This is a genomic window from Fluviicola sp. (assembly GCF_029266855.1).
GTDB lineage: Bacteria > Bacteroidota > Bacteroidia > Flavobacteriales_D > Crocinitomicaceae > Fluviicola.
Map to the genome: position 1 here is coordinate 256,433 of NZ_JAQSWB010000002.1, position 13,213 is coordinate 269,645.

Sequence of the window (13,213 nt, forward strand, 5' to 3'; positions counted from 1 at the left end):
GGAATATTTTAACCTACCAACGGCCAATCCTTAAATTGACCCTCTGCTTGTTCTATAATTACTTTTAGTATGTTATCGAGTTCAGAAAATGGAACTTTACCTTTCAGTTCTTTTTTGACTGCCAAACGAATAGCTGCTTTTGCATTTTCTTTCTTCGTCCAGTCCAATTGCAAATTTTTCTTCATAGAATCTACCACGCGGTGAACCAAATCTTGAATTGGTCCTTGTACGTTCAGTAGTTCGGTCCTAGTGGAAAGCAAATCATAAAAAGCCAATTCATCTGTAGTTAAACCAAGCTCTTTCAATCGTTTGTCTTCTTCCAAAAATTCCTTCGCAATATCCAAAAGGTGCTTGATTGTAGCAATGCTATCTAATGTGTTTTTGTGGTAACTGCTCAAAACTTTTTCCAAAGCTTCTTTCAACGATGACATCTTGGTCATATTAGACATTAAACGTGCACGGATTTCATCGTTGATGATGCGTTTGAGTAATTCAATTTTTACGTTTTCGTTTCCTTTGCTCTTCGCAATGGCTTGAAAACGATCGTCAATAATAGAGATGTCGGCGTTCTCAATATCATACATTTCCGCCAAATCAACAATCTTATTGGCAGCAAGGGATTTGCTAATCAAATCCTTTATAGCTTCTTGTTTCTCTCGTTTTTGTCCGGGTGGAATTTTTATTTTTCGGATAACCTGTCTGAATTTTTGAATGACTGCAACGTCTTCCTGAATTTCCCAAATCCGTTCATCTGAAGAAGTCATCGCGACCAGTTCTGTCAACTTCCTTTCTTCTTTCAAGAAATTGTCAGTAGTGGCGTCATCTTTCATTAACGCATTTAAAACTTCACTAGACCAATTCATAGATTGGGAAGCGGAAAATTGTTCGATTTCGGTTATTTCAAATCCGCCAATTAAGGTTTTTGTAAGGTCTAATTGATTCAAACACAATTCCACTGCTCCATCCAAATCAAATGTTGGTTTACCTGTTCCACCACCACTGGTATATTTTTTTGTTGCGTCTGCGAGAAAATTTGAAATACCAATGAAATCCACAACTAAACCGGAAGGCTTATTCTCAAAGACACGATTTACGCGCGCAATAGCTTGCATCAGGTTATGGCCTTTCATGATTTTGTCAACATACAGAGTATGCAAAACCGGAGCATCCATTCCTGTAAGCCACATATCTCGTACGATGACCATTTTCAAAGGATCATTCGGTTTTTTCAAACGCTCTTTGATGGCTTCCATTTCATTACTGGTGCGAATGTGCGGATTCCACGCAATAGGATCTTTCGCGATGTTTCCAGTCATTATTACCGCTATTTCCGGACAACCTTCTAATGCATTCAGAGCATCAAACATTTTAACACAGTTTCTTCTGCTCATGCAAACAATCATAGCTTTCCCATCTAGTGTTTGGGTACGCTTAGTGAAATGTTCGAGAATATCTTTTGCGATTTTATCTACTCGTTCTTTTGCTCCGGCAGCATCTTCGATAGCTGCCCAAACTGCATTGCTTTCGTCAGTGTCATCGGCAGTTGTGGCTTCCAATTCCTGGGTGTATTCCCCTTTGATATTCATCGGAATCATCTTCGGCTCATAATAAATAGGAACCGTTGCTCCATCCTGAACCGCTTGTTTTATATCATAAGTATGTATTGTTGGACCAAATACCAGTTCGGTATCTGCATCTTTTCCATCTACCGGTGTTCCTGTAAATCCCAGGAAGGAAGCATTTGGCAGAGCGCGACGTAAATTTTGAGCGTATCCACCATCATTAAAACCGTATTGTGTTCTATGGGCTTCATCCGCCAGGACTATAATATTTGTTCGTTCTGAAAGAACCGGATGTTTATCTTCCTTCCCCCTTTGTTGTGAATCAGAGGATTGAGTTTCCCCCTTTGGAGGGGGATTAAGGGGGAGGACATCTTTTAACCGAAACTTTTCAATGGTCGTAAATATTACCCCACCACCGTCTGAACTTAGTAAATGTCTCAATTCATCGGTTGACGTAGCGTGTTGTACATCTCCTACCAAATCTTTGCAGAAAACAAAATTATCGTAAAGTTGTTCATCCAAATCATTACGATCTACCTGAATAACAATAGTCGGATTCTTCAATTCTGCCTTGGCACGAAGAATTCCTGTAAGAATGGCCATTGAAATACTTTTTCCGGAACCCTGGGTATGCCAGATAACACCTAAGCGACCATCACCTTTCGGTTTGATATTTTCTAAGGTGCTTGAAACAGCTTTCCTGATTCCGTAGAATTGATGATACTTTGCTCCTTTCTTGATCAGTTTTCCATTGTGATCTTCATGGAAAATGAAGTTTTGGATATAGTTCAACAATACTTGCTTCGGAAATAAGCCTGCAATTAAGGTGTTTAATTGTTGTTGATTGTTTTGAATAATTGTTTCACCATCTATGGTCTTCCAGGGAGCAAACCATTGGAAAGCTGCATGATACATTCCGTGCAATGCTTCTCTACCGTCTGAAATAATTGTCAGGGCATTGAAATCAAAAAGCTGTGGAATATCCAGGGTATAGTGCTGTATCTGACGATGTGCTTCCTCTACGCCAACTTCCTGATCGAATAAATTCTTAAACTCGAAAAGCACCAATGGCAAACCATTAATGAATACAACTAAGTCCGTTCTTCGTTTGTTCTTTCCCAGAATAGTAATTTCATCGGAACAAATGAACGAGTTGGCCTCCGGGTTTTCATAGTTAATAGGATAGAGATGTTGTGCACATTCTTTTCCATCTTTGTCTTTCCAACTAACCGCTTTTCCTTGTGTTAATTTCAAATGAAACTCACGGTTGCGGTAATCCAGATCCATACTTTGCAGCTGAGTAAACTCTGCCATTGCTTCATTGATGGCAGTTGATGGAATATTCGGATAAGTCTTAGTAAGAAAGGAACGCAGTTCTTCTTCCAAAACCACTTTTTTGAGGTCACGCTGCAAGGCATTTCCTCCAATATAGAGATAACCCAGATCTTGCAACCATTCGATGGCTGCTTTTTGGATGGTTATTTCGAGGAGGTTGGACATGCTTACTTTTTGATGATGAAAGTTAAAAACTTTCTGCAAATATCGGTAACAATATATTTCGAAGTACTTGTTCCTCTTGGGGCCGTTTTCCTAGAAATTTCCTTGATTAATCCAAGTGAAGCTAATTCCAACATATAAAATTCAATTTCTCCGTTCTTATCTTTTGTTGCGTATTCGTTTAAAGAATCACCAGGGAAGCTTGGTTTAGTTGAATGTAGGTTCACATACGATTCCAGTATTGTATAACTCTTATGTAAACCTATACCAAGTTCAAACTGTTCGTTCTGCGCCAATTCCTGGATAAGGATAATTTGAATCTCGTTTACTTTATCCAACAGATCCACAAACTTCATGAACAATAAGTGATCGGTATCTATTTTAATCTTCAATAGGAGAATATCCCTATAACGGTCTTTTTTAAACTCCGATTTGGTGTTCTCCACTTTTTTCAATACCTGGTCCAGCAGGTCGCTGAACGATTCATTTTTTAAATTGTCGAAATTGAAGTCTTCACCAAATTCCGAACGGATTTTTGTGATTAAATCATCCAAAAAAGAGAGTGCACGTTTTGTTTTTACATCTGACTGGAAATTCAGGATATCATGAATTATTGGTCCGTAAATCGGAATATTTTGAAGGATATATTTTTGAGCCAGCCCGGATGCTTGCAGCAGTGAGTCTTTCCATTCCTTGTTTTTCTCAAATTCATCATTAACGCTTAGATCGTTCATATTGATTCGTGGATTAGTTTTTCCGCATCTTTTACACGGATTTCACCACTGATTAGTTTGGGGAGAAGGGTGTCGCGGAGAGTGGTGAGGGCTTGGTTTTCGAGGATGTTAGCATCTACTTTGTTTGCAAATCTTTGAAGCTGATCTTCTATCTTATCTTGTATTGTCAGGGGTGCAACTATAACTTTAATTTCACCTAATGCTATTCTACTTAATTCCGTTTGCCCTGTACTGCCCTCGCCTAATGATTCAACAATTTTCTCTATTGAAATCATTAGTCTTCCGAAAGTGTATAGTCTTAATTTCTCAAGGTCACATCTAACAACAGTGACATGAGAATCAACCACAGTATCTTCGTCTAAAGATAAAATTGGGGCTAATCTACCTAGAGTTCCAACTCCAGTCGAGTTGACCAAAACATCTCCAACTCTTAACAAACGACCTTCTACCGATTTACTAATTGAATCATGACGTCTTGTTAAAGAGAAATCAATTAGGTGGTTTCTGATACATTTTTGATTGATTACTCTCACTCCTTTTTCTTCAATATATTTTGGAGAAACTCCTCTTCTCAATTCAGTTGATATCTCAGACAAATTTTTCACCTCCCAATCTTTTGGAATCATTCCCAATTCACTTTCCACAAATTCGCTATCCTGAAACGGACCAAAATCCACAAACCAATGCTTGTAAAGGGTCATGGCCATTTCCTCCAGGGTTTTGTTTTGTTGGAGGTTGAGCTCAATCTTATCGTCCAAGGCAGAGAGGATGGAGGCTATGGCTTTTTGTTCTTCAATTTCTGGGAAATTTAAGTTAACTTCATTTAAAGTACTCTGGGTTAATAATGGTTGGCTTGATCCGCCAGCGAATTGATTTAAATTGGTTTTTTTTAATAAATAGAAAAGAAACTTACTGTCGAAACCTTCTAAACACACCGCTTTCATTGCGTTATCTGATAACCAAATAGGTCTGTTTTCAAAGTATACCGAACCGCAATATGCACCAACTCTGCCAATAATTATAATAGTGTCAACTGAATTGAATTGGTTTGTATAACCTAAAATTCCGTTTCCTCCGTATATGGGAACTTCACCAGTTTCATTAGGTTTGGATTTACCATTGCTTATTGCTGCAACTTCAGAAAGTTTATATGTTTTCCAGTTTTCCGGCATTTATTTCTTCTCCAGATTAATTCCTAAAATATTAGCAAGTTGTTCTGCTTTCATTTCTCCGCCGTGTTTGCTTTCCTTGTCAAAATACAATTTATCGAATTTTTCTTTGTCTTCTATTTCAGCAAAGAGTTTCTCCATTTTAGTGGGATCAGGTGAACTGAGATTACTTTTAATTTCTGATGCAATAATTGGATACGAACTTTCCAGAATGATCCAACGGAAAAGGATATCACTGTTGAATTGAATGCGTTCCGCCCATAAAATATTACGGTACATAGTATATTCATTCGCTAAGCGAATAATAGATCGTGGGTTTGGCTCAATCAATGCATGATGTTCAGTCAACAAATGTTTGATGTCTTCCTGGTTTTCATCCAATATTTCGAGCATGACATCCGATACTTCGGCTTCAGTTGCTCCGTATCTTGTTTCTAGTTCATTTAATTGAGACATATCCGTATTTCTTCCTGTTTGATTCAAGCTTCTCAATTCCTGCTTGATATCTTCACGTGTTCTTTTGGAGATTGCTGTTGGTTCTTCATCATTACTCCCCAAAATATAATTCCAGTACTTCTTTTTGGACGATTCGCTCATTTGAGGCAAGCGGATAGACAATTGAAAGGCTTTTTCGAGGAACAGCTCACCTAATTTTTGGTTTCCACTAACCACTTTATCAAATTCCACATAATTCTTTTCGAAACAGGTTGCGATCCAGTCCTTGTCGCCGGCCACAACATACAAAACACGCTTTTCTTTAAACAAAGTTTGAATGCCTTCAAGCAGTTCTATAGTGTATTTCTTATTACAACGGTCTAAATCATCAATAAAAACAGCTACTTCATTTTTTTCGCGATTGATATTATTGATTAATCCCTCAAAGTGAGATTTAATGGATTGCATAGGATCTGCAGATCTTTTTACAAAAGATTCAGCGTCGGATGCATTTCGCATAAAAAAGGGAGTAGAAACGAATTTCGACATGGTATAAATGACACCTACTGTTGCGCCAATACTAACAATGAGTTTTGCAAAAACATCCAAGGCAAGCCCTTTCGTTTCAGGATCGTTTTTAACACTTGACGGATAATTTGCTGCTGCTTCAACAAAAGATTTACCATATATCACTAAAAGAAAAACGGAAAGTAAGAATACACCGAACTGAATTACCTTTTGCCATTTGGTGTATCTAAGAATCCGTCGTTTGTTCTCTGACCATTTCATACTTCTTCTGCTGCACCAATTTGCGTTTTCTTTTCTTATCGACTGTTGATAGATTTGGTCAATGAACGACCACCAAGGTGGAGTAATATGTTGATTTTGCCAAGCATTGTATTTTACAACAATCCAGTTTCTTTTATCCGTTTTCAGATTCTTTTCAAGAAGATTTAAAAAAGTGGATTTTCCGGATCCCCAGGAACCCTGAAGATGTACCATGAACGAGTTCCTAGGATTCTTATCGAAAATATCCTCGTTAATTAATCTCGCCAAAGATTTTGCAACCGGTTCTCGATTTAATCGATCAATCGTTTCTACAACATCAAGGTGGAAGGGGATTTTGTCATTGCTTAATTCTATTTCTGGCTCTTCCGGTAGGCGATCAAATTCTCCACTTCTTTTAGTTGTGTAACTCATTAATGAATCGTCACTCAACAGAAAATCAAACTCACCTAAACTTAACCCATTGAGTTTTAAAAGTCTTGTAAATTGGTTTGCGTTAAGGGTATTTAAAGGTGAGCTCCATTTACTTTTAATTAAGCTACTCTCATTGAAATAAGAATCAGACAATAATTTAGCTCTTTCAATTCCTTCCCGAAAAAGAAAAATAACCTTAAGAGTTGCGAATTCAGCGGATTTATTGACAACAATTAAAAGACCGTAAGTTCTTTTCGTTCCTTTAACATCAAATCCAATAAGTAAATCACCAACTTCTAATTTTTTAAAATTATTTTTGAATTGACTGTTTTTGTCTCGTATTGGGTAATCATAGGTAGATCCAACTTTTAGTTGCTCTTCTTCATAAAACTGAATAGAAGCATTGATCCACCATAATGATCTTTTTGACTCAAGGATATATAGTTGGAAGTTTATTAATTCTTCACTTTCATCATAATTTTCAGAATCAATTAGTTGTGTTTTATCCAAATCGATAAATTGAAATGAACTAGACAGTTTGTTAGAACCTTTTTGACTTTTTAACCAATCCCTTGTACAGGTAACAAAAATTGACAGGTTTGGATAATATTCTGTCAATTCAGCAACTTCTTCAATATTTCTGTCAACACGGTCAATGTTTTCAATAAACACAGTCGTTTCTGCAGATTCGATATTATGAGATTGAAATCCAATTCTTTCTACAACTTCCTTCAGGGGAGTATGTTCATTAATTGCAAATAAGTCTATAAGAATGCTATTATCAAATTTTTGTTTGAGTTGTTCAACCAAGGTAGTCTTCCCGGTACCCCATTCACCAACTATAATAGCACGATGAAACAATTCAGGAATATCGTCAGTTATTACAGATATGTAGTGAACACCAGAAATTAAGCTAGAATAATCTTTGGCAACCTTTAGAAGTCCAAAATCACTTGACTCTACTACTTTTTTCATACCATATAGTTCAGATAATGTTTTATTGCCTCGCTATTTTTTAATTTTTGAAAAATTCTTTTTTATTCGCTCTTGCAATTCCTTACCCTTCTCAAACTGTTCCAATAACTGCGCTTGCAAACGTGCTATTTTTTCTTCAAAAGGTTCACTGTCTTTTTCAGCAGCTTCTGTTCCTACATAGATTCCGGGAGTGAGTTTGTAATCTTGTTGTTGTACTTCTTCCAGCGTTGCTGCTTTTGAGAAGCCGGGTATGTTTTCATACTTATTAGTACTGGTCATCCTCCCCCTCGGTCCCCCTCCAAAGGGGGAAGTTTGCAAATTCCGCCATAAATGATACGTTTCAGCTATTTTTTGGATATCCGCATCGGTGAATACGCGTAATTTACGGCTTGCCATGGTTCCCATTTTGGAAGCGTCCAGAAACAAGATTTCATTGTTGCGTTTGCGGTGAACTCCGTCTTTACCATCCCGATTTTTACTCAGGATAAAAATGCATGCAGGAATTCCTGTAGTCAGGAATAATTTATCCGGTAAACGCACAATGGCATCAATCATGGAATTGTCCACCATAAACTGGCGTACATTCTTTTCGCCTTTGTTGTTGGAAGTCATAGCGCCATTAGCCATTACAATTCCGGCTGTTCCGGTATCACTTAAATGACTCCAGAAGGTCTGCATCCACATATAATTGGCTGAACCATCTGTAGTAAATTCATCCCGTGGCCCAAATAATCGTGGATCTGTTTCTGGTAAATCTTCCGGATGCCAGTTACTCACATTAAATGGAGGATTGGCCAGGATGAAATCTGCTTTCAGGTTCGGGAATTTATCATCTAACAAGGAGTTCCCAACTTTGATGTCAAAAGATAAACCACGCAGCATCAAATTCATCATACATAAACGGGATGTTTGCGCTGTCATCTCTTGTCCATAAATGGAGATGTCTTCTTTATTTCCACCATGCTCCTGAATGAACTTCAAACTTTGAACAAACATTCCTCCGGAGCCGCAGGCAGGATCAAATATTCTTCCTTTATAGGGCTCTAATAATTCGGTTAAAACACGTACAACACTCCCTGGAGTAAAGAATTGCCCTGCACCAGAACCTTCTGCTTGTGCGAAACGCCCAATATAAAATTCATAGATTCGCCCAAGAATATCACTTTCGGGATTTTCCTTTTCAGAAAATTTCGGGTGAGAAAGTAGGTTGATAATTCCAGCAGTTTGCTTATTGGAAAGTTCACTGCGGACAAAGATGCGTGGCAGGATGTTTATCAATTGCGGATTGTATTCAACTAATAACTCTTGAATCGTTTCAAATGCATCATCAATGATTACTTTAATGTTGTCTTGCTCTGCATTGTCTTTCAGAAATTGCCAGGAAGCGGTTTTCGGAATCACAAACGTATTTCGTGCACGGTATTCGTCACGATCCTCCATTACATAATTCTTTTCTGAATCATCTATAGTGTAATAGGAAGATTTCGGATCATTCAGTTGTTCTTTGATTTCTTCCCGGACGATTTCAAATCGCTCACTTAAGTGTTTCAAAAACACAAGTGGCAGAATGTAGTTTTTATAATTGTTCTCAGAGACAGCACCTCTCAATTCGTTAGCTGCGTCCCAGAGTTCTTTTTCAAAATTGATATCGGCTTTAGCCATTGTTTGTGTTGTAAAATTTGAAGAGTATAAAGCTAGTGAAATTGTTGGTTTTGGGAGGGTATTGAAACATTGTTTTTAACCAAGTATTCCCCTACCTTTACCAAAAAAATCAATCAATGGAACCACTCGACCAACCAATCGACCTTCATTTTAGAAACGGGAAGGTATTTCCTTCGAATGTACTCATCCTGGGATATATTTTTCTGGGATTGTCTCCGCTGGTCTTTTTTGGGAATATGTTCCTGGGGGCCGGTTTGTTTTTGGGTGGGGTGTTTATCGCCTTTACGAGCAATCATGTGGTGGTGGATCTGGAAACTCAGACCATCAGGGAGTATACAGCTTATTGGGGGTTTATCAGGATCGGGATAACAACGGATTACCGGAAGTATGGCATTTTAACGGTGGTTCCGGTCAGACAAACTACAACAACATATGCCCGCTCGATACATTCTACCAGTTATACGGATTATTTGTTCGCTGTTTGCCTGCTGGGAAGCAATTATCGGGGGAAAAAGGAGCTCACTAAATTTCCGCAAAAGTCACTGAGTGAGAACCTGGCAAAAGAATTGACCCACCGCATGGGAATGGAGTACTTTGATTACGATCCGATGGTGATCCGAGAGAAGATGCTGGGAAGGTGATTACCTTACTTTTTCATTGCCAAAAAGTAAGCAAAAGGCTAGGCCTGTACTCGAAAATCTAAAAACTACGCGACATTTCGCGAAAGCATTCGAAACTCACCGTCATACTGACGGTTCAAACAATGAATGCTTTTTTTCGCTTCATTTGCTTGTTTTTAACGATTTCCAGCGCAAGGGCCAGGTTCAGATTCCTCTTAGTTGATCTATTTCTAAGAAGTGAATAGCTGACTCATTTTTTAACTCCAAATCTACCTGTCGGCGGAAAGCGAGTGGGAGAACACAAAGTTAAATGCTTTAACCTCCCGTCCTCTGCGCCTTTGCGTTTAAAGAAAATGAGGATCGTTGCAGGCACGATTTTTGTTGCAACCAGCATTTTTCCGGCGGGGGAATAAACCTTTCGCGCCGGGAGGAATCAAAGCTTGTACACAAACCCATTTTATGCAGATCCGATTCAAACTCGTTGTACTTCTCATTTCCTTTCTATCCTGCTGTATTGGCTACGCACAAACCGAACTTTCCGGTAAGATCACCGACAAGCAAACTTCCCTGATGGATGCACGCATTGAGCTGCTTTCGTCCATGGATTCTTCTGTGGTCAAAGTCACGGCTTCGGATGAGAACGGGGCGTACAGGCTCACCGGATTGATACCTGGAAGCTACATCGTGAAGGTCAGTTTCTTTGAATATACCGACCAACTGAAACGCATCGTACTTCCGGAAGGACTTACGGTGATGGATTTCGAGATGAAAACCGATGCCAAACTGATCGAGGGGGTGACAGTGGAAGCAAACGCTGTGCGGGTAGAACAAAAGGGAGATACCACGCAGTACAATGCGGATGCTTATAAAACGAACCCGGATGCAACGGTACAGGACCTCATCACGAAGATGCCGGGAATTACGTTGGAAAACGGAGTGGTAAAGGCACAAGGCGAGCAGATCACGAAGGTGATGATCGACGGACAGGAATTCTTTGGCGATGATGCCGCAGCGGCGATGAAGAATCTCCCGGCTGAGATCGTTTCGAAGATCCAGGTTTACGACCAGGCAAGTGACCAGTCGAAGTTTACCGGGATCTCGGATGGCAATGAGGCGAAGGCTTTGAATATCGTAACGAAAGCGGGAAAGAACCAGGGACAATTCGGGAAGATCTACGCGGGTTACGGAACTCCGAACGACTTGTACATGGCAGGAGCAAATGTGAATTTCTTTAAGGGCACGCGCCGCATTTCTGTTGTCGGGATGTCGAACAATGTGAACCAGCAAAACTTTTCTACCGATGATATCTTAGGAGTTACAGGTTCTTCCGCCAGCTCACAGGGCAGGGGCGGACGTGGCGGAATGGGCGGCGGAGATAATGAGAATTACCTTGTGTCGCAGCAAAACGGGGTAAGTACCACGCACGGGATCGGCCTGAACTATTCCGATAAATGGGGCGTGAAAAAGAATACGCGCGTTACGGGAAGTTATTTCTTCAACGGATCGGAAACGGATAATTCACAGGTCACTAGTCGGAACTATGTCTTATCAACCACTGCCGGTCAGCGCTACGACGAAGACTTTAATGCCTTGATGAAAAATGCCAATCACCGCCTGAATTTCAAATTCGATATCGCACTGGATTCGATGAATTCCTTGGTAATCACTCCGAAACTGAGCTACCAGGGGAACGACCGCACGCAGGGGACATACGGAACAACTGTGGATGGAAGCAACGTCCTGATCAATCAGGTCAATAACAACACTTTCAGTGACAATAAAGGTTTGAACGCAAGTACAAGTGTATTGTGGCGTCACCGCTTTGCCAAACCGAAACGCACGTTTTCAGCGAATATCACAGGAACCTATAACATCCGGGAAGGAAACAGCGGTCAGCAATCTGTTTCACACTATTACGACGAATTCGGTCAGGATTCGATTGCGGGAATCAACCAGCATTCGGACAATGAAACGAACGGTTACGGTGTGAACGGCCGCTTTTCGTACACGGAGCCGCTAAGCGAAGCCTGGTCGAGCGAGTTTTATTATGCTCCGGCGTATTCCGTAAGTAACGCGGATAAACGCACCTACGATTTTGATTCGCTGACAAATACCTATGCTTTTATGGACACGACGCTTTCGAATGTGTTCGAGAACCAGACCGTAGTGCAGGAGGGCGGAACCAATTTCCGGTTCCAAAAGAAGAAAGTGGGATTGCAGTTGGGAATTGCTTACCAGAATTCGGTCTTGATGAATGTACAGGAATTTCCTACTACGCGCAATGTGAATTTACCGTTCAACTCCATCCTGCCGAATGTGCGCTTCAAATACGATTTCACGAAGTCGAAAAGCATGATGCTGGCTTACAGGGCCGGAACGCGGAACCCTACAATAGATCAGCTTCAGAATGTCATCGACAACTCGAATCCCTTGTCCCTTTCCTCAGGAAATCCCGATCTGAAGCAGCAGTACAATCACCGCTTATTCGGTCGCTTCAACGCAACGAATGTGCAGAAGGCAACGAATTTCAATGTCTTCTTCGGCGGCGAAGTAAACAACAACTACATCTCGAACAGTACCATTATTGCAACAAGCGATACCGTGGTAAACGGGAACGTGGTCCTGCAGCGCGGCGCGCAGTTTCGTCAGCCCGTAAACCTGGAGGGAAGCTGGAATGCACGTTCAACGATCTCCTATGGTTTTTCACTGACGAAATTGAAACTGAACGTGAACTTCTACCTGGGCGGAGCTTATACGGTTGCACCGGGCTTAATCAACAATGTGGTAAACAAAGCGAAGACAGCCAATTCAAATGCCGGGCTGACCCTTTCGAGCAATATCAGTGAGAACCTCGATTTTACGGTCGGGTATACGATCAATTACAACAACGTGGTGAATACCCGTCAGAATGTAGCTCAAAACGAATACTTCGTGCACAATGTCAGCGCGAAATTCAACTGGATCATCAAAGAACGTTTGGTAATCAATACGAATTACTCGTTGAACTCCTATGCCGGTTTGGGCTCGGGCTTCAACCAGACGATCATGCTGTGGAATGGCGGGATCGGCTATAAGCTCCTGAAGAAGAAACAGCTCGAATTGCGTGTTTCGGTATTCGATATCCTGAATAACAATAACAGCATTACACGCAACGTCACGGAATCCTATATCGAAGACGTGAAGTCGAACGTGTTGAACCGCTATTATATGTTCACGGTGACGTACAACCTGCGCAATTTCGGAACGAAGGCCCCGGCTCCGGAACCTCGTGGCGAAAGATCCCCCTTTGAAGGTCCGCCAGCGCATTGATTGGGTATTGTGCTGCTTCTCCCCTTGAGGGTCTGATGACTCTGACGAGT

At 40.5% G+C, this 13,213-nt stretch carries 7 protein-coding genes; 2 read left to right on the top strand and 5 right to left on the bottom strand.

The features are described from left to right. Positions 1 to 8: 8 nt before the first annotated feature. From K0S23_RS06575 to K0S23_RS06595, 5 genes are read right to left on the bottom strand one after another with little or no spacing between them, the layout of a single operon-like run. Entirely contained in the window at positions 9 to 3,062 is a 3,054-nt protein-coding gene (locus K0S23_RS06575; RefSeq protein ID WP_300355635.1) for a type I restriction endonuclease subunit R, read from the bottom strand. A gap of 2 nt (positions 3,063 to 3,064) precedes the next feature. Beyond that, positions 3,065 to 3,793: a hypothetical protein gene (locus tag K0S23_RS06580; protein ID WP_300355636.1), complete on the bottom strand. Its 729-nt coding sequence runs from the start codon at positions 3,791 to 3,793 to the stop codon at positions 3,065 to 3,067. Continuing rightward, positions 3,790 to 4,965, bottom strand: coding sequence for a restriction endonuclease subunit S (locus tag K0S23_RS06585; RefSeq protein ID WP_300355637.1), 1,176 nt, complete (start codon positions 4,963 to 4,965; stop codon positions 3,790 to 3,792). The genes K0S23_RS06580 and K0S23_RS06585 overlap by 4 nt, the downstream gene beginning before the upstream one ends. Then, positions 4,966 to 7,572, bottom strand: coding sequence for a P-loop NTPase fold protein (locus K0S23_RS06590; protein WP_300355638.1), 2,607 nt, complete (start codon positions 7,570 to 7,572; stop codon positions 4,966 to 4,968). A 33-nt stretch (positions 7,573 to 7,605) separates the two neighbouring features. Further along, positions 7,606 to 9,234: a class I SAM-dependent DNA methyltransferase gene (locus tag K0S23_RS06595; RefSeq protein WP_300355639.1), complete on the bottom strand. Its 1,629-nt coding sequence runs from the start codon at positions 9,232 to 9,234 to the stop codon at positions 7,606 to 7,608. A gap of 116 nt (positions 9,235 to 9,350) precedes the next feature. Between K0S23_RS06595 and K0S23_RS06600 the strand changes: the two genes are divergently transcribed. Together K0S23_RS06600 and K0S23_RS06605 are read left to right on the top strand one after the other, a co-directional pair. After that, positions 9,351 to 9,875 (top strand): hypothetical protein, encoded by a 525-nt coding sequence (locus tag K0S23_RS06600; RefSeq protein WP_300355640.1) that lies wholly within the window; start codon positions 9,351 to 9,353, stop codon positions 9,873 to 9,875. 438 nt (positions 9,876 to 10,313) lie between these two features. Then, positions 10,314 to 13,163, top strand: coding sequence for an outer membrane beta-barrel protein (locus K0S23_RS06605; protein WP_300355641.1), 2,850 nt, complete (start codon positions 10,314 to 10,316; stop codon positions 13,161 to 13,163). Positions 13,164 to 13,213: the final 50 nt, after the last annotated feature.

Coding starts and splice junctions, on each gene's coding strand:
- K0S23_RS06575 (WP_300355635.1), bottom strand. CDS start 3,062: ATGTCCAACCTCCTCGAAATAACCATCCAAAAAGCAGCCATCGAATGG.
- K0S23_RS06580 (WP_300355636.1), bottom strand. CDS start 3,793: ATGAACGATCTAAGCGTTAATGATGAATTTGAGAAAAACAAGGAATGG.
- K0S23_RS06585 (WP_300355637.1), bottom strand. CDS start 4,965: ATGCCGGAAAACTGGAAAACATATAAACTTTCTGAAGTTGCAGCAATA.
- K0S23_RS06590 (WP_300355638.1), bottom strand. CDS start 7,572: ATGAAAAAAGTAGTAGAGTCAAGTGATTTTGGACTTCTAAAGGTTGCC.
- K0S23_RS06595 (WP_300355639.1), bottom strand. CDS start 9,234: ATGGCTAAAGCCGATATCAATTTTGAAAAAGAACTCTGGGACGCAGCT.
- K0S23_RS06600 (WP_300355640.1), top strand. CDS start 9,351: ATGGAACCACTCGACCAACCAATCGACCTTCATTTTAGAAACGGGAAG.
- K0S23_RS06605 (WP_300355641.1), top strand. CDS start 10,314: ATGCAGATCCGATTCAAACTCGTTGTACTTCTCATTTCCTTTCTATCC.